The organism is Mojavia sp., from assembly GCF_059505145.1.
Genome location: NZ_JCACKA010000074.1, coordinates 203,765 through 228,339, shown reverse-complemented (window position 1 = coordinate 228,339; position 24,575 = coordinate 203,765). Strand labels below are relative to the sequence as shown.

Annotated in this window: 24 protein-coding genes and 1 pseudogene; 11 read left to right on the top strand and 14 right to left on the bottom strand. The window is 41.3% G+C overall.

The annotated features are described in order from the left end of the window. Positions 1 to 97 precede the first annotated feature (97 nt). From pbpC to AC5JL8_RS20035, 3 genes are all read left to right on the top strand, one after another. Positions 98 to 2,440 (top strand): penicillin-binding protein 1C, encoded by a 2,343-nt coding sequence (pbpC, locus tag AC5JL8_RS20045; RefSeq protein ID WP_495881434.1) that lies wholly within the window; start codon positions 98 to 100, stop codon positions 2,438 to 2,440. Between the two features lie 189 nt (positions 2,441 to 2,629). Continuing rightward, complete coding sequence (locus tag AC5JL8_RS20040) at positions 2,630 to 2,794, top strand: hypothetical protein (protein WP_495881433.1); 165 nt, start codon at positions 2,630 to 2,632, stop codon at positions 2,792 to 2,794. Between the two features lie 418 nt (positions 2,795 to 3,212). Next, complete coding sequence (locus AC5JL8_RS20035) at positions 3,213 to 3,650, top strand: RrF2 family transcriptional regulator (RefSeq protein ID WP_495881432.1); 438 nt, start codon at positions 3,213 to 3,215, stop codon at positions 3,648 to 3,650. A 28-nt stretch (positions 3,651 to 3,678) separates the two neighbouring features. Here the strand turns inward: AC5JL8_RS20035 and AC5JL8_RS20030 are convergent, their stop codons facing one another. The 3 genes from AC5JL8_RS20030 to AC5JL8_RS20020 all read right to left on the bottom strand — a co-directional run bounded on the left by AC5JL8_RS20030 (position 3,679) and on the right by AC5JL8_RS20020 (position 8,064). Further along, positions 3,679 to 5,229, bottom strand: a complete 1,551-nt coding sequence (locus tag AC5JL8_RS20030; RefSeq protein WP_495881431.1) for a hydantoinase B/oxoprolinase family protein — start codon at positions 5,227 to 5,229, stop codon at positions 3,679 to 3,681. Between the two features lie 142 nt (positions 5,230 to 5,371). Continuing rightward, the gene (locus tag AC5JL8_RS20025; protein WP_495881430.1) at positions 5,372 to 5,917 is read right to left on the bottom strand and encodes a protein-tyrosine phosphatase family protein; all 546 of its coding nucleotides are present in this window, start codon (positions 5,915 to 5,917) and stop codon (positions 5,372 to 5,374) included. A 50-nt stretch (positions 5,918 to 5,967) separates the two neighbouring features. Next, the gene (locus tag AC5JL8_RS20020) at positions 5,968 to 8,064 is read right to left on the bottom strand and encodes a hydantoinase/oxoprolinase family protein (RefSeq protein ID WP_495881429.1); all 2,097 of its coding nucleotides are present in this window, start codon (positions 8,062 to 8,064) and stop codon (positions 5,968 to 5,970) included. A 310-nt stretch (positions 8,065 to 8,374) separates the two neighbouring features. Here AC5JL8_RS20020 and AC5JL8_RS20015 point away from each other — a divergent pair, with 310 nt between their 5' ends. The 3 genes from AC5JL8_RS20015 (at position 8,375) to AC5JL8_RS20005 (ending at position 10,817) form a co-directional block, all read left to right on the top strand. Next, complete coding sequence (locus tag AC5JL8_RS20015; protein WP_495881428.1) at positions 8,375 to 8,722, top strand: slr0373 family blue light stress response protein; 348 nt, start codon at positions 8,375 to 8,377, stop codon at positions 8,720 to 8,722. Positions 8,723 to 8,812: 90 nt separating this feature from the next. Beyond that, the gene (ycf46, locus tag AC5JL8_RS20010) at positions 8,813 to 10,324 is read left to right on the top strand and encodes a stress-responsive protein Ycf46 (RefSeq protein ID WP_495881427.1); all 1,512 of its coding nucleotides are present in this window, start codon (positions 8,813 to 8,815) and stop codon (positions 10,322 to 10,324) included. Between the two features lie 142 nt (positions 10,325 to 10,466). Next, a complete protein-coding gene (locus AC5JL8_RS20005; protein ID WP_015136553.1) occupies positions 10,467 to 10,817 on the top strand; it encodes a DUF1257 domain-containing protein in 351 nt (116 codons plus the stop codon). Positions 10,818 to 10,931: 114 nt separating this feature from the next. Here AC5JL8_RS20005 and AC5JL8_RS20000 read toward each other — a convergent pair whose 3' ends face one another. After that, on the bottom strand, positions 10,932 to 11,447 hold the full coding sequence (locus AC5JL8_RS20000; protein WP_495881426.1) for a hypothetical protein: 516 nt from the start codon (positions 11,445 to 11,447) through the stop codon (positions 10,932 to 10,934). A 578-nt stretch (positions 11,448 to 12,025) separates the two neighbouring features. Beyond that, positions 12,026 to 13,531, bottom strand: a pseudogene (locus tag AC5JL8_RS19995) (catalase); the annotation flags it as partial. A gap of 296 nt (positions 13,532 to 13,827) precedes the next feature. Between AC5JL8_RS19995 and AC5JL8_RS19990 the strand changes: the two are divergent. The 4 genes from AC5JL8_RS19990 to AC5JL8_RS19975 all read left to right on the top strand — a co-directional run bounded on the left by AC5JL8_RS19990 (position 13,828) and on the right by AC5JL8_RS19975 (position 18,083). Further along, on the top strand, positions 13,828 to 14,427 hold the full coding sequence (locus tag AC5JL8_RS19990) for a hypothetical protein (protein WP_495881425.1): 600 nt from the start codon (positions 13,828 to 13,830) through the stop codon (positions 14,425 to 14,427). A gap of 263 nt (positions 14,428 to 14,690) precedes the next feature. Continuing rightward, on the top strand, positions 14,691 to 15,614 hold the full coding sequence (gene thrB, locus AC5JL8_RS19985) for a homoserine kinase (protein WP_495881424.1): 924 nt from the start codon (positions 14,691 to 14,693) through the stop codon (positions 15,612 to 15,614). Between the two features lie 9 nt (positions 15,615 to 15,623). After that, entirely contained in the window at positions 15,624 to 16,133 is a 510-nt protein-coding gene (locus tag AC5JL8_RS19980; protein ID WP_495881423.1) for a hypothetical protein, read from the top strand. A 336-nt stretch (positions 16,134 to 16,469) separates the two neighbouring features. After that, positions 16,470 to 18,083 carry an NAD(P)H-quinone oxidoreductase subunit 4 gene (locus AC5JL8_RS19975; protein WP_495881422.1) on the top strand — a complete coding sequence of 538 codons (1,614 nt, stop codon included), beginning with the start codon at positions 16,470 to 16,472 and terminating at the stop codon, positions 18,081 to 18,083. Positions 18,084 to 18,178: 95 nt separating this feature from the next. Here the strand turns inward: AC5JL8_RS19975 and AC5JL8_RS19970 are convergent, their stop codons facing one another. The 3 genes from AC5JL8_RS19970 to AC5JL8_RS19960 all read right to left on the bottom strand — a co-directional run bounded on the left by AC5JL8_RS19970 (position 18,179) and on the right by AC5JL8_RS19960 (position 19,877). Continuing rightward, on the bottom strand, positions 18,179 to 18,331 hold the full coding sequence (locus tag AC5JL8_RS19970) for a hypothetical protein (protein ID WP_495881421.1): 153 nt from the start codon (positions 18,329 to 18,331) through the stop codon (positions 18,179 to 18,181). A gap of 69 nt (positions 18,332 to 18,400) precedes the next feature. Then, a complete protein-coding gene (locus tag AC5JL8_RS19965; protein WP_495881420.1) occupies positions 18,401 to 19,063 on the bottom strand; it encodes a DUF262 domain-containing protein in 663 nt (220 codons plus the stop codon). Beyond that, positions 19,056 to 19,877, bottom strand: a complete 822-nt coding sequence (locus AC5JL8_RS19960; protein WP_495881419.1) for a nucleotidyltransferase family protein — start codon at positions 19,875 to 19,877, stop codon at positions 19,056 to 19,058. The genes AC5JL8_RS19965 and AC5JL8_RS19960 overlap by 8 nt, the downstream gene beginning before the upstream one ends. Positions 19,878 to 20,169: 292 nt before the next feature. On the opposite strand from AC5JL8_RS19960, the gene AC5JL8_RS19955 reads away from it, so the two are divergent. Beyond that, positions 20,170 to 20,274, top strand: coding sequence for a hypothetical protein (locus tag AC5JL8_RS19955; RefSeq protein ID WP_495881418.1), 105 nt, complete (start codon positions 20,170 to 20,172; stop codon positions 20,272 to 20,274). Here AC5JL8_RS19955 and ureG read toward each other — a convergent pair. The 6 genes from ureG to AC5JL8_RS19925 form a co-directional block, all read right to left on the bottom strand. Continuing rightward, entirely contained in the window at positions 20,247 to 20,843 is a 597-nt protein-coding gene (ureG, locus tag AC5JL8_RS19950) for an urease accessory protein UreG (protein WP_495881417.1), read from the bottom strand. The genes AC5JL8_RS19955 and ureG overlap by 28 nt on opposite strands. A 48-nt stretch (positions 20,844 to 20,891) precedes the next feature. Beyond that, the gene (locus AC5JL8_RS19945) at positions 20,892 to 21,578 is read right to left on the bottom strand and encodes an urease accessory protein UreF (RefSeq protein WP_495881416.1); all 687 of its coding nucleotides are present in this window, start codon (positions 21,576 to 21,578) and stop codon (positions 20,892 to 20,894) included. Then, the gene (gene ureE, locus AC5JL8_RS19940; RefSeq protein ID WP_495881415.1) at positions 21,559 to 21,999 is read right to left on the bottom strand and encodes an urease accessory protein UreE; all 441 of its coding nucleotides are present in this window, start codon (positions 21,997 to 21,999) and stop codon (positions 21,559 to 21,561) included. The genes AC5JL8_RS19945 and ureE overlap by 20 nt, the downstream gene beginning before the upstream one ends. 133 nt (positions 22,000 to 22,132) lie before the next feature. Continuing rightward, positions 22,133 to 23,359, bottom strand: coding sequence for a bifunctional phosphopantothenoylcysteine decarboxylase/phosphopantothenate--cysteine ligase CoaBC (coaBC, locus tag AC5JL8_RS19935; RefSeq protein WP_495881414.1), 1,227 nt, complete (start codon positions 23,357 to 23,359; stop codon positions 22,133 to 22,135). 82 nt (positions 23,360 to 23,441) lie between these two features. After that, entirely contained in the window at positions 23,442 to 23,654 is a 213-nt protein-coding gene (gene isiD, locus AC5JL8_RS19930; RefSeq protein ID WP_495881413.1) for a protein IsiD, read from the bottom strand. 154 nt (positions 23,655 to 23,808) lie between these two features. Further along, positions 23,809 to 24,435 carry an alpha/beta hydrolase gene (locus tag AC5JL8_RS19925; RefSeq protein ID WP_495881412.1) on the bottom strand — a complete coding sequence of 209 codons (627 nt, stop codon included), beginning with the start codon at positions 24,433 to 24,435 and terminating at the stop codon, positions 23,809 to 23,811. Positions 24,436 to 24,575: the final 140 nt, after the last annotated feature.

The following is a 24,575-nucleotide window of genomic DNA, read 5'->3' as shown; positions in this document are numbered from 1 at the left end:
TTTATAGATGAGTTGTTAAGTGTTAAAAATATTTCCTGATTTAATTGCGATCGCTGCGTCAAAATTAAAGTAAGTTTGATGGGTAGAGGATTCGCTGATGAAACTAACTTCACGTTGGCTGATCCAAATTACGCAAAAAGTTTGGCGTTGGATTAATCGCAGAAGAAAGCGCAAAGTTATTTTGGCTTTGCTGTTAATGTGCTTGACGGTGCGCTTAATGCCATATTTTGCGCCCGTTCATGCTACAGATATTATGCAAAATCAGCTAGCGATGCAGTTTAGCGATCGCAATGGATTACCACTGGGAACTCTACTCACTCGTGACCAAGAGCATACAGCAGTAGTCCCATTAAATCAGGTTTCTCCCCAGTTTATTCATGCTATTTTAGCCGCCGAAGATGGTAGCTTCTATCATCATGGGGCGTTGGATATAAAAGCAGTAGTCCGCGCTATCAAAGAAGCGATTCACGCTAAAAAGATTGTGTCTGGTGCTTCTACAATTACTATGCAGTTGGCGCGGATGTTAGATCCTGTTCCGCGTACTCTCTCAGGTAAACTGCGTGAGATTTGGTTATCTTGGCGGTTAGTTGCTGGGATGAACAAAGATGAAATACTTTCTGCATACATCAATCGCTTACCAATGGGGGGAAATATCTATGGTGTAGAAGCAGCAGCCCGTACTTATTTTTTTACACCAGCGAGTGATTTGAATCTTGCCCAAGCTAGTCTCCTCGCAGCTATCCCTAATAATCCCACTTACTTTGATCCATTAGAGCATTGGGAACGGTTGAAGAAACGCCAGAAATACGTTCTCAATCAGATGGTACAAGATGGCTACATAACTTCCTCATTAGCAGAACGCGCATATACCGAAAAGGTTGTGTTTCAGTCTCGCCAAAGAGGAATTATTGCTGCACCACACTTTTTATTTTGGTTAGCGACACAGCAAAGCGCTTCATCCCCAGAAGGAGAGGGACTAATCCGCACTACAATAAATCGACCTTTACAACAATTTGTTGAAGCACAAGTACAGCAGGTAATTTCTTCTCTCGCCGCTAATAATGTTCATGATGCGGCGGCTTTGGTGATTGACAATCACACTGGGGAAGTGTTGGCTTATGTCGGTTCACCCGATTACTTCAATGAAGCAAAACTGGGACGCAATGACGGAGTTCAGGCGCTGCGTCAACCAGGATCTACCCTCAAGCCGTTTGTGTATGAGTTGGCTTTAGAAAAAGGTATAATTCGCCCGAATACAATTTTGGCAGATGTACCTGCCCACTACGCGATTCCTGGTGCAAAACTTTATAGTCCTACAGATTATACCCAAACCTTTCTGGGGCCTGTGCGAGTGCGGGTGGCTTTGGCAAATTCCCTTAATGTACCGGCTGTTAGGGTTTTAGAGAAGGTAGGTGTGCCAACTTTCCTAGAACATCTGCATCAATTGGGTTTTGAACACCTCAATCAAACCCCAGAATATTATGGTTTGGGTTTAACTCTCGGTAGTGGCGAAGTCAGCCTCTGGGAATTAGCGAGGGCTTATGTCACTATGGCAAAAATGGGAGAAGCCGCACAACTGCTAACTACAATTTCCCAATCCCCAATCCCTAATCCCCTATCCCCAATCCCCAATCCTACAACATGGCAATTAATCACCGATATGTTGAGCGATCGCCATGCCCGTGCTACAGCTTTTGGTGTAGACTCGGTGTTAAATTTACCCTTCCCAGCCGCTGTTAAAACTGGTACTTCCTCTAATTTTCGTGATACTTGGACGGTAGGCTTCACTACCGATTACACAGTAGCTACCTGGGTGGGCAATTTCAATGGCGAACCGATGCGACAGGTATCAGGCGTTACAGGGGCTGCGCCTTTGTGGAATCGGATAATGTTACATCTGCATGAACATCAAGAACCAGTAAGTTTTGCGCCTCCTACAGGTTTAGTGCAGTTACCCATCTGTGCCATTTCTGGGTTAAAACCAACATCAGATTGTACTTCCGTGGTACAGGAATATTTTTATCCAGAAGACAAAATTGCTTACGAAAGTCAGAAGCAAGAAAATTTGCCGCCAGAGTATGACGAGTGGTTAGCCAGACAGCAACAATCGAATTTAAATCCTAGTAATCTAAGAATTTTATCTCCTCATAATGGTGATTTATTTTTGTTGTACCCAGGTGAACAAGCCAAGCAAAAATTAGAATTTAAACTAACAGGGACAGCAACTAAACCTGTGGAATGGTGGCTAAATGGTGAAAAACTAGCTACAGAATCAGCCAATTCTTTATTTTGGCCCTTGCGCCCTGGTAACTGGACTTTGGAAGCCAGAAGTGGTGCAATGAGCGACAAGGTAAGTTTTCAAGTACAGTTAGCTACTATAAAACCCACACGTCGGGGCTTCTCTGTTGTGAATTCTCACCTAAATAATAACCGTCATTAATCAAGTTAATAACAAGATGTATAACTTTATAAATGTGGCATGACCATCATTTAGCTATTTCTAATAAGTTAAGCGATCGCCATGTTAGTATAATCACCTAAAAAAACAATATACTTCTTCCGAAACTTGCCTTTTAGAAATTGTTGATTTAAATTAGACCTCAGTTTTTCATCAAAAATTTACTTACTAATGAAAACCACACAGACTAGTTCCACTACACAAGAGAAAATATCCACAAAGAAAAGGCAACAGTCTTTTCCCAGGACTGATATTGGTACACCTAAAGTACCACTCCGTAAATATAAGGCAAAGCAGGAGCATGAGTTACTTAGCGACTGGGAACACGCCAGTTAATTTACTGCTGACAGTTCCACTTAAATAATTGAGATAGATTTGTCAGACTAAATTGTTTTGTTTCTCATTTTGAACAAAACGAATAATTTTCTCAAATGCTTGGCTATACTGGGTTTAGCTCAACAAAAATATGGTAACGCGTAAAGCGTGGAACAGTGGCATCAAAGCTAGCTACATAACAAACAGTGTCCTAGTAAAATACATACTAAAGGCGAGGATTTTACTTGGGTAAACTTGTTTAATCCCTTTTATTTATCAAATTAAGAACTAAAAATATTTGCTTCTATCGTTGATAGTCTCTAAACTTAGATCAGGTATTTAACCAAAACTTGAGTGTCAAGTTTCGTTAAGCACAAGCTGAAGAAAAAATCAACAGCACGTGTACATATTTTCGGTATAAATCTAACATATAAAGTCTGTGGAACTCTCTAACAAATCTGAATATGCACTTCTAGCACTGTTAGAGTTGGCAACTTGTTATCCAAGTGGCGAATCTCTACAGATCCGACAGATGGCAGTGTTGCAAGATATCCCGAACCGATATTTGGAACAACTACTAGCGACCTTGAGGCGTCAAGGTTTGATTAAAAGTATACGTGGAGCCAAAGGTGGCTATGTTTTGGCAAGAGATCCTCGCAAAATTACATTGCTGGAAGCGTGGACTTGTATGGAAGGGACAGAGGCTGCTGTGTCTGCTTCTGAGCAAAATTCTAAATCATTAGAAAGTCAAATAATTGAAGAAATCTGGCAAGAAGCACGTCAGGCGGCTAACTCTGTTTTAGAAAAATATACACTGCAAGACCTTTGCGATCGGCGAGGTCAGCAAAAACAAAGAGAATTGATGTACTACATCTAACGAAGATTTTGTTAACTCTATTGAAAATTTAACAGACTTCACCAAAACCTCCTCCTCCAGGAGTTTCTATCACAAAAACATCCCCAGGTTGCATCTCTACTGTTGCTGTGCTGTCTAAATTTTCTTGGGTTCCATCCTGACGTTGTATCCAGTTGCGTCCTACTAGTCCCGCTTCTCCACCATTTAATCCAAAGGGAGGGATACAGCGATGATTAGAAAGAATATTAGCTGTCATAGGTTCAAGAAATTTGATGCGGCGAATCACTCCATTACCGCCTGAATATTTTCCTTTACCACCGCTATCGGGATGTAAACTAAAGCTTTCTACCAAGACAGGATAGCGGGTTTCTAAAACTTCTGGGTCGGTCAAGCGGGAGTTAGTCATATGGGTGTGGACTGCATCAGTACCATCAAAGTCAGCCCCTGCTCCAGAACCACCGCAAATAGTTTCATAATATTGATAACGCTGATTACCAAAAGTAAAATTATTCATCGTTCCCTGAGAAGCTGCGATCGCACCCAATGCACCATATAAAGCATCGACAATAGTTTGGGAAGTCTCTACATTACCCGCTACTACTGCTGCTGGATAAGTTGGATTGAGCATACAGCCTTCAGGAATGATAATTTCTAAAGGTTTAAGACAGCCAGCATTGAGGGGAATACTATCATTAACCAGAGTACGGAAAACATATAAGACTGCTGCTTGAGTGACTGCTTTAGGAGCATTGAAGTTACTATTTAGTTGTCCAGATGTGCCAGTAAAATCAATGGAAGCGCTACGATTTTCTCGATTAATTGTTACTTTAACTTGAATTCGTGCCCCGTTATCCATTTCATAAATAAATGAGCCATCCCTGAGAAGATTGATCGCCCGTCTGACTGCTTCCTCAGCATTGCCTTGCACAAATCTCATGTAAGCTTGAACAGTCTCAAGCCCGTATTGAGAAACCATTTTACGAAGTTCCTGGACTCCTCTTTCGTTGGCGGCAATTTGGGCTTTAAAATCAGCTATATTTTGGTCAGGGTTACGGGCTGGATAGGAATGATTTAAAAGTAAATTTCGTACTTGATTTTCCCGAAAATATCCTGCTTCAACCAAGAGAAAATTATCAAAGATAATTCCTTCTTCTTCTACTGTAGTACTATGGGGCGGCATTGAACCGGGAGTAATACCACCAATATCAGCTTGATGCCCGCGAGAAGCAACATAAAAAATAATTTGTTTTCTATCCTCATCAAAAACAGGCGTAATTGCAGTTACATCAGGAAGATGTGTCCCACCGTTATAGGGATTATTAGATAAATACACATTTTCTGCTTTTAAAGTGTTGCCTTTATCTTTAATTAAACTGCGGACACTTTCACTCATTGAGCCTAAATGTACGGGAATGTGGGGGGCATTAGCAACTAATAATCCAGAAGAACCAAAAATAGCGCAGGAGAAATCTAAACGTTCTTTAATATTTACCGATGCAGCCGTATTTTGCAGAACAATCCCCATTTGTTCAGCGATAAATTGATAAAGGTTTTTGAATATTTCTAAGCGGACGGGATCGGGTTGAGATGTTTTACACATATTTGCTTCCTATTTATAATAATTTCCAACGTATAGAGAACAGTAAAAAACTAAGATAGATTATAATATTTATTAGCGATCGCAGAGACTGAAAATTTAATTATTAATGTTGGGTTGCATTCTGTTATAACTAAGTAATAGGCTAAATTAAAGTTTTTCCATAATGACGGCAATCATCTAAAAGTGTATTTAGTTCTGCAATAACTTTCCAAGGATTTCGACCTTTTAGTCCAGCAAAAATTGCTGCTTCATAGGGATTTTTCCCAGTTCGTCTAACTGCTGATATCGCTGCTTGGTTGGAGAGTCTGCGTCCACTAACTAACCAAGCTGCTAAGATATGCCCTGTGCGTCCAACCCCGCCGGAACATTGAACCACTACTTTTTCGTTTCGTTGATTTGCAACTACCAAGAACGGCAAAATTTGCTGGGTTAGGGTTTCATAATCAGCAAATTGAAAATCCTCAATTGGTGTCCAACAAACCTCATCCATTCCAAATTTCTGCCTGTAAACTCCAAGCAAATCTGAATAACGATTGAGCTGAGTATAGGAAAGTAAACAGCAAACACGCTTAATGTCTTGACTCTGCATAAACTCAATCCACTGGTTGACCTTCTCGCTACTGTATCCAGGTCTTGCAGAACCAAACACAATCGCTTCACTTTCCCACGCTGGAGCAAATTTGTACATACTGCTATTATCAAAATCATTTAAGGCTTAATTTAAATATGACGTTCCAGTCATAAATGCTGCAAAACTAAATGATTGCGTTCAGTTAATATTACTTTCCAGTTAGGTTCAACTACAATTGTGCTAATTTTTTCAACGATAATTGCAGGGCCATTAATATTATCTTCTGGTTGTAAATCTTCTCGCCGATAAACAGGTGTATCATGCCAGCGATCGCCAGTAAACATCCTGACTATTTCTACAGACACCGGAAGTTCATCATTGGCACGAGTACGAGTAATTAAAGATTCTTCAGGAGTATCCATTTTCTGAATTACTTCCACTGAAGCTGATTCAACAATTAAGTTTTTTTCTGCTTGAATAAATCCATAGCGTGATTTATGTTCAACTTCAAATTTTTGTCGCATTCCTACCACATCATCGGCAAAATCAACATTTAACGTAGAGTTAGTTCCGTCGTATTTTAAATTAACTTTTCGCGCTATTTCCTCTTTGCTATTATCGTTATAGCTACTTAGTTGATTTCTTGCTTGAGTTTCTAATCTTTCCATTAACTGTTGTAATTGCGGAATTAATGCTTGAGTTAAAGGCTGTTCTACTCCCCCTTCTCGAATTGCCCTAACATCAGCTAATCCCATACCATAAGCAGAAAGAACTCCAGCATAAGGATGCAAAAATATCTTTTTTATCCCCAAAGTATCGGCAATTAAACAAGCAACTTGTCCTCCGGCGCCGCCAAAACAACAAAGAACATATTGTGTGACATCGTAACCTCGTTGTAGACTTATTTTTTTGATCGCGTTTGCCATATTTTCTACTGCGATCGCCATAAATCCGGCAGCTACTTGTTCGGGAGTACGTATGTTTTTTGTAATAGATGCAATATCTTTGGCTAATCGCGTAAATCGCCGGAGAACAACATCTTTATCTAAAGGTAAGTTGCCATTAGTTCCAAATACAGGCGGAAAATATTGGGGATGAATTTTGCCTAACATCACATTGGCATCTGTAACTGCTAACGGCCCGCCACGTCGGTAACAAGCAGGCCCAGGATTTGATCCAGCAGATTCCGGGCCAACACGATAACTAGAACCATCAAAAAACAGAATTGAACCGCCACCGGCAGCAATAGTATTAATTGCTAATACAGGAACTCGCATCCTCGCCCCAGCAATCTCAGAATCTAATTGTCGTTCATACTCTCCTTTAAAGTGGGCGACATCTGTGCTTGTTCCACCCATATCAAAAGTAATTACTAACTCAAACCCTGCTCTTTTACTAGTTTGTACTGCACCAACAATACCCCCAGCCGGGCCACTCAAAATACTATCTTTGCCTTGGAATTGTTCTGCATCAGTTAACCCGCCATCAGATTTCATAAACATTAATCTGACTCCAGGTAACTGACTAGCTACTTGGTTAACATAACGACGCAAAATAGGAGTTAAATAAGCATCTACAACTGTTGTATCTCCGCGGCTAACCAATTTCATCAAAGGGCTAACTTGATGGGATATTGATATCTGCGTAAATCCAATTTCTTGGGCAAGTTGGGCTACTTGTTCTTCATGGTTAGGGTAGCGATCGCTGTGCATGAAAACAATAGCACAACTACGAATTCCTGTATCGTAAACTGCTTGTAAGTCTTGTTTGACTTGTTCAAGATTTACAGGAGTTAATTCCTGACCATGAGCATCATAGCGTTCCTCAATTTCAATAACTCGTTCATAAAGCATGGTTGGTAAAACAATATGACGAGCAAATATGTCAGGACGATTTTGATAGCCAATTCGCAAAGCGTCTTTAAACCCCTTGGTAATTAAAAGAACGACGCGATCGCCTTTTCTTTCTAACAGCGCATTTGTTGCTACCGTCGTTCCCATTTTTACCACTTCTACTGCTGCTGTTGAAATGGGTTCATTGTTTGAAAGCCCTATGATATCTCGAATACCTTGAATAGCTGTATCTTGATATTGTTCGGGATTTTCTGAAAGTAATTTGTAAACTATAATCCATTGCTCTTGAGGAAGAGGAACAATTAAAAAACGTTCAGGATGTCTTGAGAGCCTATCTACGATTGCCTGATTATCAGTAACAATAATAAGGTCTGTGAATGTACCACCCCGGTCAACAAAAACTCTCAACATCACTACTATCCCCTCAATCGTCTAGCCTGTTAGGGAACTCCAAAAAATAAATTATCGAATTCCTCCCTGCAAGCAACACTTTTATCAGATTCTTTTCCCTTGCTTCCCCAGCCTGCCTCAACAGATAAATTACCTTAACTCAACCGTATTGTCTTATGGATGGGGATTCAAACCCCACAAAAACTGAAAATCGCATTAATATATTAAGTAATGTAACAATATTGCCGTCAAAACGTTTTGCCGTCTTGACAAGCAACAGAAGAGCCGATAACGTAATATACATACCCGGGTAAGGCCGCCAAAAAGTTATATGCAAACTAAGCAAAAGGTTACTTTGTATTTGTCACCAGAACTGCACAGAAGATTGAAGATTCGATCAGCAGTCGATTCTGAACCCATGTCAGAACTTGCCGAACGTGCGTTAGGTTTTTACTTGGCTAATCCAGAGTTGGTTGAGGAATTAGAAGCTTCTGCTTATGGACGAACTCATAGAGTATATTCCTGTCCAAGTTGTGAGAGTTCATTAGCGTTACGTGATGGAGAATTGGTTACCTTGGGTAATCAGCCAGGAATAATTGGTCAGGATCATCTTTCCATTGATGAAATGGATGCAGATGAAACTCATCCCAAGGAAGAGGAAGAGTTAGTCCCTTGCTAGTAAGAATTATGAGTAGTTAATTCATAATTCGAGATTCGTTACCAACGAAACGATGTCTGTACTGTACTAAGGTCTCAAGTAGGTCGATGTATGAAAGAAGAGCTCAATATCCTAATTCAAGCTCAATACCCTCTAATCTACCTTGTGACCTCCGAGGAAGAGCGGGCTGAGCAGGGAATTTCCACAATCGCCCAGTTATTAAAGCCCCAACGCCGAGTATTTGTTTGGACAGTAACTCACGGCATCGTGGAGTATGGTCAACCCCGGAATGTCACCCAACACAACACTGTTTCTCCAGAAGCAGCGATTGAGTGGATTATCCGGCATAAAGAACCCGGTATATTTATTCTTAAAGATTTACATCCTTTTATAGATGCGCCTGCAACAACAAGATCGTTACGTGATGCGATCGCTAGTTTTAAAGGCTCTCCGAAAAATATAATTTTAATGTCGCCGGTGCAGCAAGTGCCCATTGAGCTGGAAAAGGAAGTCGTAGTTCTTGACTTTCAATTACCAGATATGGCTGAACTAAATAAAGTTCTAACTCACCACTTGGATCAAAACCGTGGGCGACGCTTAACCACAGAGGCGCGAGAAAAGCTTCTAAGAGCAGCCTTAGGTCTAACTAAAGACGAAGCCGAAAAAGTATATCGTAAGGCACAGGTAACTACAGGGCGGCTGACGGAAGATGAAGTAGATATAGTTTTATCTGAGAAAAAACAGCTTATTCGGCGCAATGGTATACTAGAATACATTGAAGAGGATGAAACCATTGACGCAGTAGGCGGCTTAGAAGAACTGAAAAAGTGGCTCAAGCAACGCTCTAATGCTTTTACAGAAAAAGCGAGAGAGTATGGGTTACCTCAGCCAAAAGGGATGCTAATTTTAGGAGTTCCAGGTTGCGGTAAGTCATTGATTGCTAAAACTACTTCTCGACTGTGGGGGTTACCAATTTTACGCCTAGATATGGGTAGAGTCTACGACGGCTCAATGGTGGGTCGAAGTGAGGCAAACTTGCGTAATGCTCTAAAAACAGCAGAATCAATTTCCCCAACGATTCTGTTTATCGATGAGTTAGATAAATCTTTTGCTGGTAGTGCTGGTTCTGGTGATTCTGATGGTGGCACTTCCAGTCGGATATTCGGCTCTTTCCTAACCTGGATGCAGGAAAAGAAATCTCCAGTGTTCGTCATGGCAACTGCTAATAGAGTAGAACGCTTGCCTGGAGAATTTTTAAGAAAAGGGCGTTTTGATGAAATTTTCTTTGTGGATCTGCCCACTCCTGAAGAACGTCAAGATATTTTCAATATCCACTTGACGAAGCGTCGTGAAGACATCACTAGATTTGATTTAGAGCAACTAGCTAAAATGTCTGATGGCTTTTCTGGGGCAGAGATTGAACAAGCGATCGTTGCGGCAATGTACGAAGCTTTTGCCCAAGATCGAGAGTTCACCCAATTAGATATTATTGCTGCACTGAAGGCAACACTGCCACTGTCTCGTACCATGCAAGAACAGGTAACGGCCCTAAGAGACTGGGCCAGACAGCGAGCAAGACCCGCAGCATCCTCCGTTGCTGAATATCAGCGAATGGAGTTTTAAAAGCTTTCTCCTGTTAACCCAGGAGGAAAGGCTAGCTGAAAATGCTAGCAGTTGTGACAAAATAGCCGCCTCCACCTAAGCGCGGCTTCCCCAAAACAAACCGTTGTCGTTTTTCTCAATCTTCTCTCTGGAGGAAACCCAAATGTCTCATTTTAGCACTCTGCGCACCAAGATCACCGATGCAGAAATCCTCAAGGCTTCCCTGCGTGACCTAGGCATCAGCGTGAAGACTGAAGCTGATGTTCGTGGTTATAACGGTCAGCGCGTCCGTTCCGACATTGTTGCTGTATTGGAAGGCGAATATGACCTCGGTTGGTCTCGCAATAGCGATGGTTCTTTTGACCTAATCGCTGACCTGTGGGGCGTTGCTAAGAAGCACAACCAAACTGAGTTGATCAATTCCATCAACCAAAAGTATGCCGTTAACAAGACTTTGGCTGAAGTAAAACAGCGCGGTCTGCAAAACGCCAATGTCAAGTTGGTATTGCAATAGCAACTTCTCTGCGCGTTCCCAAAGCTGAACGGGTTAACCAAGTAAATAGCGGTTAGCCCGCTTTTTTATCAGGACTGAGATGTAAATCCCAGTCCTGATTTTTTTTAGTGCTATTTATGCACCTGTTGGTTGTGTATAACCTTGAATATTTTCCGGCTCAAACTGACGCAGCACACGAGTTGCCTGACGCGTTAGTTCTTCTGTACCCTTCACCACGATCAAATACTTGCCTGCATTGAGACGATTCCGATAAGGCAAAGCATCTCCACTACCTTCGGTTAGACCTACGCCACCTCCAACAAAGTAGGCACCTAATGCACCAGAAATGGCCCCCAAAAGCCCACCAATAATGTGATTACCAACATTACCAATTGCTGGAAAGATTTCGATACCACTTAAAATGTTGAAAGCATAACCCGCAGCAAATCCGAAGGGTACAAGCCAGTAAAATAAGCGTTTTGCTCCTTTACGAGCTTGTTGGCTAGGGTCAATTAACCCATACTCATCAGCACTTTTATAGCCACTGCCTAAAATGTCAATTTGGTTGCCAGATAAACCTTCTTTTGCCAGAGCAGAGTAAGCTGCTTCGGCCTGCATCCGGTCTGGTAAAACTGCAACAAGATAATTCATACACTGCCTCAACTTACTGATGAATGAAAATCGATTGCGGGTTGAAGAAGCAGCATAATCGCTCCTACAACTATGAACGATAAGCTGACCCAAAACAAAACTAGATTCAATCGCATTTTGATTTCTCACTCAAATTGAACTATGTGACTATTCTTGCTTCCTACCTTGCAGCAGAAAGACCGCCGAGCTGCGATTAAGTAAACTCAACAACACGGTATTTATTGCAGATTAAACAATGCAACATATCAAAACCTCTTCCCAGAGGCTCAATAGCTAATCCTTCTTTCGTTCTAGCTGGCGATTAGAGGCTAGGGACTGGGAGTTGAGAATTTCTTAAAACGTCTTTTTTCTTCATTTCACCCAAGCAATTATTGAGATGCGATGTGCATCCCCAGATAGTGTCAAGTTCGCACAAGGCAATTTTGAAAGAATTTGGATAGTTAGCTGAATGAAAAAAGGCGATTGCACACTCCATCAGCAATCGCCCCCAATTGGTATGAAAGCTCTACGTTAACCCGTCTGTTCCGCCCACTGATTACAACTCAAACTATGATTGTGACTATAAATCACGACATCATGTGTTCTTTGTTTTGCTTAAGCCCTTCTCGCACTCGTGTACCGTATTCTGCATCGCATTGCATGAGGTGTTCTAGCATACGCTCTTGAATATGTGGTTCGCACTTATTGAGTGCTGTTACAAGGTTGAGAATCAAGTCATCACGCTCATCGTCGTGAAAGCTACGATAACGCTCGCCAGCTTGCTGATAATCGTTGGTTCTGCTGATTTTCTGGCGGATGACTGGGCCTTGAACATAGGGCGTGTGGTCTTTGCCCGATTTCGGTGCTTCTTTCAGCCCGCCCAAACTGCTTGGCTCGTAGTTCACATGAGGGTTCTCGCCTGCTTCAATACCATCAACACGGTAAGTCATCTGACCATCGCGCTGATTAGTTGCAACGTGTGTTTTCGATTGATTAATTGGTAACTGAAGATAATTAGCACCCACACGGTGACGTTGAGCATCAGAGTAAGAGAACGTCCGACCTTGCAGCAATTTGTCGTCTGAAAAGTCTAACCCATCGACTAACACCCCTGTACCAAAGGCGGCTTGTTCAACCTCAGCAAAATAGTTGACAGGGTTTTTGTCGAGTACCACTCGTCCGATCGCTAACAATGGAAATTGGTCTGTAGGCCAGATTTTAGTTGGATCTAACGGATCGAAATCAAGTTCAGGGTGTTCATCATCGGACATGATTTGGACACAAAATTCCCATTCAGGATACTCGCCTTGTTCGATCGCCTCATACAGATCCTGAGTCGCATGGTTAAAGTTTTTCGCTTGGATTTCCTCAGCCTGAGCTTGAGTTAAGCACTTAACTCCTTGCTTAGGCAAAAAGAAATACTTGACAAGGTGTCCTACACCATCAGAGTTAACCATTTTATAGGTGTTGACGCCTGAGCCTTCCATATAGCGGTAACTTGCAGGAATTCCCCACGGGCTGAACAGCCACGTAATCATGTGCATAGCTTCGGGGGTGTGGCTGATGAAATCAAAGATCCGGTTGGGATCTTGACGGTTTGTTACCGGGTCTGGTTTGAAAGCGTGAACCAAATCGGGAAACTTAATGGGATCTCGGATAAAAAATACTTTCAGGTTGTTCCCGACCAAATCCCAGTTACCATCTTCAGTGTAAAACTTGATGGCAAACCCACGTGGGTCGCGGAGTGTTTCGGGTGAATGACCGCCGTGAATGACCGTTGAAAAACGAATAAATACAGGCGTAATTTTGCCTTTTTCCTGAAAAAGCTTGGCACGTGTGTATTTGCTCACAGGTTCATCGCCGATTGTGCCATAAGCTTCAAAATAGCCATGAGCGCCTGCTCCTCGTGCATGAACGACCCGCTCCGGGATGCGTTCACGATCAAAATGGGTAATTTTTTCCAGAAAGTTGTAGTTTTCAAGTACCGTGGGGCCTCTGTCACCAACAGTCCGTGTATTTTGGTTATCAGAGATTGGATGACCCTGACGGTTGGTTAAAATTCTCTCTTCGTTACCCAACTCATCCGTTCTTTGGTTGTCTGCCATATGGATTTAAATACTCAGCTTTGTTTCCCAAGGCTGGCACGCTGATAGCGTCAGAACTCTTAAGCAAGTGACTAAGGGTTCCATTACCTTTACTTTGAAAAATAATTGCTAGTATTTTTTCGAGCCTCTACCTAAAGCATTGCTTACCCAAATGTAATACTTTATAAACTTCTACCTAAAGATGGTATGCATTAGGATGTAGCAGCGATCGCTTGCAAAACTTAGATTAAGAATGCGAAATCATGCATTTAACTAATGGAGTTAACAATCTAACTTTCTCTTGTTAACCTCAGCCAATGAAAAAATTACCTTTTATCGGAGCTAGTCTGTTTGTTGTACTTGGCGCTTACGGCTTTAGCGCGTCCCACGGCGCTAATTTGAATCAAAATCACATTTCTGCATTCTTCCCTAAAAATCAAGTGCAGTCGGCTCAAAATAAATCAAAGTTTAAACCAGATCCAGATAATCCCAACTATTTGCGCGATTATGGCTTTTCTACGCCATTACCTCAAACTGGCAAGGTGACGATTCGTCGTTCTTTGCGAGAATTCAAGCGCAACCAAATGTTTAAGTCTTGTCCTGCTAATTCTAATTTGTATGCCTATGCGGAAAGTACGAATTATCAGGTAGAAATTTGTACTAAAGAAAAGACTTATAACCAACCTAAATATTACCTGAGCCGCGCGAAGAATGGCAAAAGTAGCCTTACCATTACAAGTAAGGATGAAGACGCAGCATATCAATTAATTTTTAATAATAATGGATACACTTATTCCATTTATCGAGACGGTGGGGGCCCCCAAAATGCCATTAATGCTTATCTAGAGGTGACACGTCCCGATGGTAAAACTATTGGTGAAGCGCTACTGTATCTCTACGAAAGACCCAGCAATTGATATACCTAAACAAAATTAATTATATAGCAATCCGATTTGATTTCTGAATCACTCGTAGAGGTAAGGGACTGGGGATTGGGGACTGGGGACTGGGAAGAAGGAATAAAGGTGTACTGAATTTTGTTCAAAAATCAAATATGAGTCCTATATATTCTCTAGGCTGTTACCCGTTCCCAGCAATTAAAGGAAGAATTTGACATCAGTAATGAGCAAATCAATCATTTACATGGGATGCTGGTTGATCGATTAGTGAGTAATTGCAGATGTCTGTTGTTTCTGGTGTCACTGTTACTATTCCCGCGACCACTGCGAATCTGGGGCCTGGTTTTGACTGTATCGGTGCTGCTTTAACGCTATACAACGAGTTTAAGTTCACTCGCCTAGAAGCAGGTGGATTAACAATTAATGTCACAGGTGTAGAAGCTGAACGAGTAAAAACTGATGAAAGTAATTTGGTCTATGAAGCGTTTCTCAAGTTTTATCGTCATTTAGAGCAGACACCGCCATCAGTGAAAATTGAAATCCAGTTGGGTGTGCCGTTGGCGCGGGGTTTAGGTAGTTCGGCAACGGCAATTGTTGCTGGGTTAGTTGCTGCGAATCAGCTAGCGGGTGCGCCTCTGTCTCAATTGCAGGTGATGGAATTAGCGATCGCTATGGAAGGACACCCCGATAACGTCGTACCAGCTTTATTGGGGGGATGTCGTCTTGCTGCTACCAGTGATGCAGGCTGGGAAATTTGTGATGTTCCCTGGCATAAAGATGTTGTGCCGATAGTAGGAATTCCTGATTTTGAACTATCAACAAAAGAAGCGCGACGGGTATTGCCAACCGAGGTGAGTCGTGCGGATGCGATTTTTAATACTGCCCATTTAGGATTATTGTTGCGCGGTTTGGAAACTGGCAAGGGAGAATGGTTAAGGGCCGCTTTGCAAGATAGATTGCATCAGCCTTATCGAAAAGCTTTGATTCCTGGATACGATGCTGTTAATGCTGCGGCTGTGGCTGCTGGTGCTTATGGCATGGTAATTAGTGGTGCGGGGCCGACGCTGTTGGCTTTAGCAGATGTAGGACACTCCCAAGCTGTTGAAGCCGCGATCGCCAATGCTTGGCACGAAGCCGGAATTACAGCTGTTGTGCGATCGCTTTCTGTTGATACTCAAGGTGCAAGAACCTTTCACGAAGGATAAACCGGAATTATGGAGCAAATTCAGGCAGAAATAGCGGCGCTTCGCAATCAAATTCAAGCTCTTCAGCAAGAACGTGTTGCTCTCACTACTGATAATGTGATTTCTGGAAAAGATGATTCACCTCTAAAAATAGCTGAGGCTTACCGTCGCTACGCTAGGGAAAATCCGCAATTGGCTGTGGAACTCAAAGGCATTGATGATGCGATCGCTGCCTTGGAAGTTCAGTTGCAACAAAAACAAACCGAATTCGCACGTTGGCAAATTGAATCAAAACAACTTAATCAAGAGCAGCAGCTAGAGGAAGCGAGAAAAGTTGCTCAGGTTCATGCTCAACGCATTAATCAACTAGCAGGCGAACTGGCTAAGGAAATCCGCCTATTGAAGACTTGCGCCGATCAGCTTAGTCCAATGTATTGGCAAGTTTATTACAAACCCTTCATTACCGGGTTCAAAACGATCTCGGTTCCTCATGTGCGCTCCGATGGGGATGTCTGGACAATTGTTAACCGCATCGTCTAACGACTAACTCAACGTCTTATTAACAAATATCTGACTTGAAAAAGTGCGGAGTGCTGAGTCGTAAGTTGAGAATAAGAATTCCTCTTTTTGTCCCTTTGTACCCACTTCCCAGTTCCCAATCCCCAATACCTTAACTACAAACGGTGGCATGAGCCGCCGTTTTTTGTTGACGTTGCAAAAGTTTACAATTAGAATAGTGAGCGGCAAATTTTATGAGTATTTATTCTTATCTATTTTGAAAATTTAAGATTCTAGAGAGAAATTCCGTTTACAAAAGTATGAACTCCTTAATATAATGTAATTAAAAGCAAAATACAAAAATGATTGTCAAAAGTGATGAATGCTATTGAATTTCCGTGGCTAACGGCCATAATCCTCTTGCCCCTGGTGGCGTCTCTAGCCATCCCTTTAATCCCAGACAAAGAAGGTAAAACTGTTCGCTGGTACGGTCTGGGGGTTGCGATCGCAGACTTTGCATTAATGATTTGTGCCTTTTGGTATAACTACGACTTCCACAGTTCCACATTCCAACTTGTAGAAAACTATCCTTGGGTTCCGCAGTTAGGTTTGAACTGGTCTATAGCGGTTGATGGTCTGTCGATGCCGCTAGTCTTACTAACAGGCTTAATAAACACTCTCGCAATATTCGCGGCTTGGAAGGTTACCAACAAGCCGCGTTTATTTTATGGACTAATGCTGGCAATGTATAGCGCCCAGCTTGGCGTGTTTGTTGCCCAAGACTTACTGTTATTCTTCCTGATGTGGGAAATCGAGTTAGTACCTGTGTACTTGTTGATTTCGATTTGGGGAGGGCAAAACCGTCGTTATGCAGCTACCAAGTTTATTATCTACACCGCTGCTGCATCAATATTTATATTGGTAGCGGGTTTTGCAATGGCATTCTCTGGAGATACCGTCAGCTTCGACATGGCAACTCTGGGAATGAAGCAATATCCCAAAGCCTTTGAACTTTTAGTTTACGCAGGTTTCTTAATTGCCTTCGGGGTCAAGTTGCCAATTTTCCCTCTACATACATGGCTACCTGATGCCCACGGTGAAGCATCAGCACCTGGTTCGATGATATTGGCAGGTGTGTTGCTGAAGATGGGCGGTTATGCACTAATTCGCTTCAATATTGAAATGTTGCCTAATGCCCATGTTACCTTTGCGCCAGTGCTGGCTATCTTGGGTGTAGTAAATATTGTTTACGGTGCTTGTTGCGCCTTTGCTCAAACAAACCTCAAGCGTCGGTTGGCTTACTCTTCAATTGCCCACATGGGGTTTGTATTGATTGGGATTGCTTCATACACAGAAATCGGCATCAGCGGTGCTGTGCTACAGATGGTTTCCCACGGTTTAATTGCTGCTAGCTTATTCTTCTTATCTGGTGTAACTTACGAACGCACCCACACCTTGATGATGGACAAAATGGGCGGTATAGGGAAAGTAATGCCCAAAACCTTTGCTTTATTTACAGCTGGTTCAATGGCTTCTCTCGCCTTACCTGGGATGAGTGGATTTGTTGGTGAATTGATGGTGTTTCTAGGTATCGCCAGCAGTGATGTTTACAGTTCCAGCTTCAAGGTTGTAGTTGTGCTATTGTCAGCAGTGGGCGTAATTTTGACTCCAATTTACTTACTGTCGATGCTGCGTCAAGTCTTCTACGGCAAGCAAAGCGAAGAATTACATCTAGATGCTGTAGTACTTGATGTCAAACCCCGTGAATTGTTTATTACTTCCTGTTTGATAGTTCCTATCATCGGTATTGGCTTCTATCCCAAGTTGGTAACACAGACTTATGATGTGAAGGCAGTGGAATTAGCAGCCCATGCTCGCCAAGTTCTACCAGTTGTTGCTCACCAGCAACCATCAAGCCTGTACTCACGTCTTTTTCAAGCACCAACATTGGCTGCTTCTCAAGTTGAAAGTTTAGTTAATATTGCTGAGTAAATATATTTTTCAAGAAGGGTGCTGCAAGTAAATTCTAATATGAGGGGAATATAGGGGTGGTTACATAACCACCCCTAAAATTTTGGGCATTGTAGTCATGCTCTTAAATACTCATCTCTATTTTTAACTGCGATCGCAGCTGCTCTCAACGATGAATGCGAACACTCAACTGTCTCGGAACGAGAATCACCCTGCCAAAATCCCCGTAACGTAGCTTTAGAGGTATGAGCATCCTGTTCTAATAACAAGATTTTGACAGATTTTTATAAATTAAATTCTGAGTTTGATTGCTATTTTTATCGCCGCTTCAATCCTATTTAAGTAGATTTATTATATTTTTGTGCCCGTTGCATTTCATCCTCGCTTAAAGATATTCCAGAGGTATTCATAGCAGTAAAAATATTAACTATATCCTGGTCTTTTACTTCTGCAATTACTTGAATAGGTATTTGATAATCTTTAAATTTATTAAAGATTGAATACAATTCTTCTAACAGAAACTCATCATTATTCTTGGCAATGTTAGCCTGTTGTTCCATAAAATTTTCAGTTTTAAAAAGTGATGACATATTCAAGAATTTAATTGTATTTTCAGCCTCTTGTGGGAACATAAATTTTTTATTCTCTAAATCATATAAAAGAGTGAAAGAGCTATTTTTTCCCAAAAACACATTATAAAGAGATGCAAGCCTTTGAGAACCATCTATTATCCAAAGTCTTTTTGAACTGACTAATTTATCAGAGTTAAGTTTTGGAAAAAAAGTTAATTCACTAGACGCACTCTCGAAATGTTCTGTATCATGCTCGACTGCAATTAAGATTCCTATTGGATAACCATTATTTATGCTTTCAAAAAGTTCTTTAACTGCTTGTCTATCCCATACATACCCACGCTGAAAAGCAGGAACAGCAAGAGTACCATTTTCCATCATGTGAAAAATGGTATTTAGAGTGTGGGAGATAATATAATTTTTAGCCATTACTATTTTCCTCTACATCATCAGCTAAACAATCTCCTAAAACTTTGTCTCTAGATTCTAAAATAATTGATTCTAAGAGATGTAGAGTATGACTTAAATAGCTCACTTTAAAACGACTAGATGAAAAATTCCATTTCCATTTACTTGTATCTTGTTCTATGGAAATACGTTTTTTTTCATAAAATTTATGTGTTAATTCTTTTAGAACTTCTTGTAGTTGAGTTGTTATTTGTATCTCGGTTTCAATATAAATATCTTCTACATTCCAATTTATATCAAAAATTTTGGCAGGTAAGGAAACATAAACATGATAGGCATAGTATCCATCTTCACGTTCTTGGCTATATTTTCTAACACTTAATTTATTGATTTTGCCATATTCAATAATTTTTTTAGCCACGAAATCTGGCCCATCTATAAATCTACAAACTAGATTGCCACGAATAATATCATTGAACTGAGTAAACATACTTTGGTGGTTTACCCAGCCTTTTTTAGGCGGCTCAGGAAAATTTTGATTCCATAATATATTAATTCTGTATGTTTTTTCAATAGCTGATAAATACGGTTTTGTAATCATTCTTAGCTCATGACTATTCATAAAAAGCTCTGAATAAGTTTTTTGATTATATTCTTTTTGCCAGTTTGAAGCATGAGTAGAGAAGAAAACAAAAAAGTCATGCTGCATTATGGCATTTTGGATATTACTTGTATTAGTTTCATAAAGTCTCTCAATTCTTGGATCATTAAAATCGCTTAATAGCGAATGCTTTGCCCATTCTATATATTCTTCTAAACTGATCGGTTTGTGCATTACACCTCCTATTTATCACTTCAACCTAATATTTATATAGCTAAACTTAGCGTTAGCACAGACCGTCTTTCACATTTTAACTAAAACTAGAATTATATTCGGCTCTGTGTCAATAGACTAGCAATTTAAATATAAATTTAACCAAAAAGTTTTTTAAGAAAACTGAATCAATCATTTAGGACTACGGTGAACACAAAACTGAGCACTTCTATCAGATAAATACACCTACGCTAGAGACAGAAAACAATAGTGTAAGGTTACAGCCTTTGAGTTGCAAGTCAGCAAAGGAAGGGTGAGACAGGTGGTGCTTGATGAGCAATTGTCTGCGTTGAAGGAAGAAACAGTGATTGAGACAATCAGGCGATCGCTTTATCCGATATGTTTACGGACAAATTGAATTACTTCTGTTAGTCCTTGTTGAGTTTTTAAGTTAGTGAAAATAAAGGGTTTATTGCTACGCATTTTTTTTGCATCTCGATCCATGACATTTAAATCTGCACCGACATAGGGTGCAAGGTCGATTTTATTAATCACTAATAAATCAGATTTAGTAATACCAGGGCCACCTTTACGAGGGATTTTATCACCAGCCGCCACATCGATGACATAAATTGTTAAATCGACTAATTCAGGACTGAATGTAGCTGCTAAATTGTCGCCACCACTTTCTAAAAAGACTAAATCTAAGTTGGAAAAGCGCTGTTCTAACTGTTCAATTGCAGCCAAATTCATCGAAGCATCTTCGCGGATCGCAGTATGGGGACAACCACCAGTCTCTACACCTAAAATGCGATCGCTTGCCAAAGCCTGAGAACGCACTAAAAATTGTGCATCCTCCTGTGTATAAATATCATTCGTCACCACCGCAATTTGATACTGCTCACGCAAAGCTTTACACAAAGCATCTACCAACGCAGTCTTCCCCGAACCAACCGGGCCAGCAACCCCTACTCTAAATGTACTCATAGTAATCCCTTTGATGTCTCCTCTGCCCCTTTGCCCCCATGCTGCCGCTTAACTCCGAAACAATCTGGTATACTGCGTCTCATGCTGCATACTGGCTAACGACAAACCCCAACTACAACAGCCGAGTTCATCATCCTCCAAAGCCAAAATTTCTACCGCCGCAGCACTGAACAATTCTTGTAACTCTAGTAATAACTGCTGCCCTGCTGTTTGTCCTAACGGAATGAGTTTTACCCCAGCAGTAATCAAATTACTTGCCCAACTATGCAGATATCCTAGTAAGGCAGCTTGAATATTTATTTGCCAATGAGCAGCAGCAATACCATAAGCGATCGCATAATTGCAAGGATTACCAACAGCATTGATAAGAGGTAATATCTGTGGCTTTAGTTTACCAAGTAATTGAATTAGCGATCGCCCCATTTGCCAGCTAGAGGTGCGTAACTCTTCTGTTTCCCTAGCCGCAGATAACCACAGATTCCAATGACATAGAGCTTCTAAATCCCCAATTTTTGCAAATTCATAAGCTCGTAGCATTACCGCCGCCTCTATCCGAATTGCTCCGTAACGTAGCTGGGACTCTAACCAATCTTTGAGGTTTTGTTGATTAGCGATCGCACCTTGTTCAACCAAAGTTTCTAAACCCTCAGAATAACTATATGCTCCTACAGGTAATGCTGGGCTAGTCAACTGCAAAATAGACAAAAATTGGCTATCAGTGAGCGTGATGTCCATAGGCTCCCACTTCTGGCTGAAATGGTAAAATTTCTTCTTTAATTTCTAGCCCCAGTTGTTCCAACATTGTGCGTAAAACTGAGTCAGTCGATAAGCGTAAATAGTTTATTGTAATTTCTACAGGTACATGACGATTGCCTAAATGATAAGCCGCCCGCATTAATAACAGTGGTGTTTGAGCAAAAACAGTTAATACTGGTTCTGGTTTGGCAGTAATTCTGATTAAATTGCTGTGGGCTTCATCTTGCAAAATATCACCATCTTGCAGTACGGTTCCTCTGGGTAAACGCAAAAATACAACTCTGCCATCAGTTATTTCAAAGCGATGACGGCTACGAGTGCGTTCTTCTGCTGTGAGAGGTAGAGTTAAGGTAACTACGGCATCAGGATCGGGGGGTTTATATTGGGTAAACGTTAGCATAATTGATGAAATTAAACTGGCAAATTTGTATCTGGGTGAATTTTAAGCTGTTCCTGAGTAGAGTGCCAAAAATAAGGTGAAAACGAACCGCAGAGGACGCAAAGGACGCAGAGGAAGAGAGGAAAAGAAGATTTTAAGTTTTTCCAGTGAGGGCAAAATCATATAAATGATGTGCCATTTGTAATTTAGAACAAGGTGCAATTTCTATTTGTCTTCCTTGTTGATCTAAAAATATGGCTTGATTATTGTCGCTACCAAAACCACTATCCGCTTGATCAATGGGATTAGCAACAATAGCATCTAGTTTTTTACTGCGTAACTTTTCTAATGCAGGGGTAACAATATCACCAGTTTGGGCAGCAAATCCAATTAAACGCTGATGTGGCTGTTTGAGTTGTGCTAATTCACTGACAATATCTGGTACGGGTTCTAGGGGTAAAGATTGGGGAAGCGATCGCTTGGGTAGTTTCTCTGTACTGTAATCTCTTGGCTTGACATCCGCTACTGCTGCGGACATGACAATCATATCTGCATTGGGTAAATACTCCCTCATAACGTGCTGCATTTCCTCGGCATTAATTACAGGAATTGCTTGCACGCCTAAAGGTACATCCCAACTAGCTGGCCCATGTACTAATGTAACAATTGCGCCTCGATGCAGTGCCGCTTGTGCTAAAGCCAAGCCCATTTTACCTGTGGAGGGATTGCCGATAAACCGAACTGGGTCAAGATACTCTCGCGTTCCCCCAGCACTAATCAATACTCGTTTACCTGCTAAATCTCGCTTACCGCCTGTGTGTAATAACGATTGAATATAAGTCAAAATCTCTGGAGGTTCTGCCATCCTACCAGCACCGACGCGATCGCACGCCAACAATCCAGATGCCGTACCCATGCCATGATATCGGCTATCTGTTAATAATTGTCGCCAATTTCGCTGCACTGTCAGTTGTTCCCACATATCTGTATTCATTGCTGGTGCTAACAGCACAGGACAGGTAGAAGCCAGTACAGTATTTGTTAATAAATTGTCAGCCATGCCATGAGCTAACTTTGCTAATGTATTAGCAGTTAAAGGCGCAATTACTAATAAATCTGCCCATTCACCCAATTCAATGTGCAATGGACGAGAGTGAGTTGGCTGCCAAAATAGCTCATCTGTATAAGCGGGATGACGGGAAAGAGTTGCTAAAGTTAAAGGTGTAATAAATTCTTGCGCTGAACGGGTGAGAATTACGCGTACTTCTACCCCTGTTTTAAAGAGCGTCGATACCAACTCACAGACTTTATAGGCGGCGATACCGCCGCCTACGCAAATTAAAACTTTTTGTAATTTAGGATTAGATTTAGGATTAGGCATTGGGGATGATATTCATGATGAGAGATCAAGGATAAAGTAATTTCATACTTCATCCTTCATCCTTCATACTTGAGACTTCACACTATGCTTCATCGTAAGGTTCTAAGTCCAAGAGATAGATGTAGGGTTCAACTAACTCTGGACGCTGAAACGCGATCGCTCGCAGTAGATGCCAATCATTCAAACCCTCAAAAGCATTGCTGTAATTATCCAGTTCTAGACGTGTAGCTAATTCCTCTACCTCTGCCGCAGTCATGGCAGCAATCTCTTTTCTGGAAATGCCTAGAGTTTTCATAATGCTTGCCCCTCCATTATGCAGCATCCGCACTCAGCATGGATTGAGTTGCGCTTTTCGCAGCCACCCAATCTATATTACTCATTAGATGGCGTGGATTTTGTAAAAAAATTCCGGATTTATACCAGAATTTGTAAAAAAATTACAACTCAGCCTAACCAATTGCATTCACCACAAAATTCCGTAGCAGGTCTAACATTTGTGGCTGAATTTCATGGCCCATATCAAATTCATGATACTGGACTGGAACTCCTATAGATTGTAGGGTGTCTCGTGCCTTCACAGCAGCTGACAGTGGCACAACTTCATCTTGTCTACCATGAGTAATTAAAGTTGGGGGAAAATCACTTTTAGTTGTCTTTCCTACCTGAGGATGCAAATAACCACTCATCGCAACTAAACCTGCTAAAGGCAAATTGATTCCTACATCTAAAGTCATGGCTGCGCCTTGAGAAAATCCACTCAAAATGGTTCGTGAGAAAGGCACGCCTGTTATACTTTCTAAAGATTGCAACCAATCTATGAGTAGTTGCCGACTTTCTGGTAAACCCTGATACATATTTTCTGTTCTCAGGTCATACCATGCCCTACCAACAGAAGAATGGGGATAGGGATAAGGGCCATTGGGAAATATAAAGTAATAATTTGGCAAGTTAAAAAAGGGTACTAAAGGTACGATATCCTCGGCATTAGCACCCCAACCGTGTAAAGTAACGATTAAGCCTGAAGGTGCTTGCCCGGTTTTCGGGGGAACTGAAATGAATTCCAAAGTTTTAGTCATTAGTTAGTGGTCAGTAGTAAGAAATAACTGGCAAAGGACAATCCTAATCCAAAGTCGGCAACGACAATACGAGAAATTTCACATTTCTCTATTCTTCCTGGTGTTCTTGGTCGCTTGTAAAATAATCTTCTCCCTTAAAT

What these genes read in the sequence shown, in the direction of transcription:
- pbpC (WP_495881434.1), top strand. Translation starts at nt 98, where the DNA reads ATGAAACTAACTTCACGTTGGCTGATCCAAATTACGCAAAAAGTTTGG.
- AC5JL8_RS20040 (WP_495881433.1), top strand. Translation starts at nt 2,630, where the DNA reads ATGAAAACCACACAGACTAGTTCCACTACACAAGAGAAAATATCCACA.
- AC5JL8_RS20030 (WP_495881431.1), bottom strand. Translation starts at nt 5,229, where the DNA reads ATGTGTAAAACATCTCAACCCGATCCCGTCCGCTTAGAAATATTCAAA.
- AC5JL8_RS20025 (WP_495881430.1), bottom strand. Translation starts at nt 5,917, where the DNA reads ATGTACAAATTTGCTCCAGCGTGGGAAAGTGAAGCGATTGTGTTTGGT.
- AC5JL8_RS20020 (WP_495881429.1), bottom strand. Translation starts at nt 8,064, where the DNA reads ATGTTGAGAGTTTTTGTTGACCGGGGTGGTACATTCACAGACCTTATT.
- AC5JL8_RS20015 (WP_495881428.1), top strand. Translation starts at nt 8,375, where the DNA reads ATGCAAACTAAGCAAAAGGTTACTTTGTATTTGTCACCAGAACTGCAC.
- ycf46 (WP_495881427.1), top strand. Translation starts at nt 8,813, where the DNA reads ATGAAAGAAGAGCTCAATATCCTAATTCAAGCTCAATACCCTCTAATC.
- AC5JL8_RS20005 (WP_015136553.1), top strand. Translation starts at nt 10,467, where the DNA reads ATGTCTCATTTTAGCACTCTGCGCACCAAGATCACCGATGCAGAAATC.
- AC5JL8_RS20000 (WP_495881426.1), bottom strand. Translation starts at nt 11,447, where the DNA reads ATGAATTATCTTGTTGCAGTTTTACCAGACCGGATGCAGGCCGAAGCA.
- AC5JL8_RS19990 (WP_495881425.1), top strand. Translation starts at nt 13,828, where the DNA reads ATGAAAAAATTACCTTTTATCGGAGCTAGTCTGTTTGTTGTACTTGGC.
- thrB (WP_495881424.1), top strand. Translation starts at nt 14,691, where the DNA reads ATGTCTGTTGTTTCTGGTGTCACTGTTACTATTCCCGCGACCACTGCG.
- AC5JL8_RS19980 (WP_495881423.1), top strand. Translation starts at nt 15,624, where the DNA reads ATGGAGCAAATTCAGGCAGAAATAGCGGCGCTTCGCAATCAAATTCAA.
- AC5JL8_RS19975 (WP_495881422.1), top strand. Translation starts at nt 16,470, where the DNA reads ATGAATGCTATTGAATTTCCGTGGCTAACGGCCATAATCCTCTTGCCC.
- AC5JL8_RS19965 (WP_495881420.1), bottom strand. Translation starts at nt 19,063, where the DNA reads ATGGCTAAAAATTATATTATCTCCCACACTCTAAATACCATTTTTCAC.
- AC5JL8_RS19960 (WP_495881419.1), bottom strand. Translation starts at nt 19,877, where the DNA reads ATGCACAAACCGATCAGTTTAGAAGAATATATAGAATGGGCAAAGCAT.
- ureG (WP_495881417.1), bottom strand. Translation starts at nt 20,843, where the DNA reads ATGAGTACATTTAGAGTAGGGGTTGCTGGCCCGGTTGGTTCGGGGAAG.
- AC5JL8_RS19945 (WP_495881416.1), bottom strand. Translation starts at nt 21,578, where the DNA reads ATGGACATCACGCTCACTGATAGCCAATTTTTGTCTATTTTGCAGTTG.
- ureE (WP_495881415.1), bottom strand. Translation starts at nt 21,999, where the DNA reads ATGCTAACGTTTACCCAATATAAACCCCCCGATCCTGATGCCGTAGTT.
- coaBC (WP_495881414.1), bottom strand. Translation starts at nt 23,359, where the DNA reads ATGCCTAATCCTAAATCTAATCCTAAATTACAAAAAGTTTTAATTTGC.
- isiD (WP_495881413.1), bottom strand. Translation starts at nt 23,654, where the DNA reads ATGAAAACTCTAGGCATTTCCAGAAAAGAGATTGCTGCCATGACTGCG.
- AC5JL8_RS19925 (WP_495881412.1), bottom strand. Translation starts at nt 24,435, where the DNA reads ATGACTAAAACTTTGGAATTCATTTCAGTTCCCCCGAAAACCGGGCAA.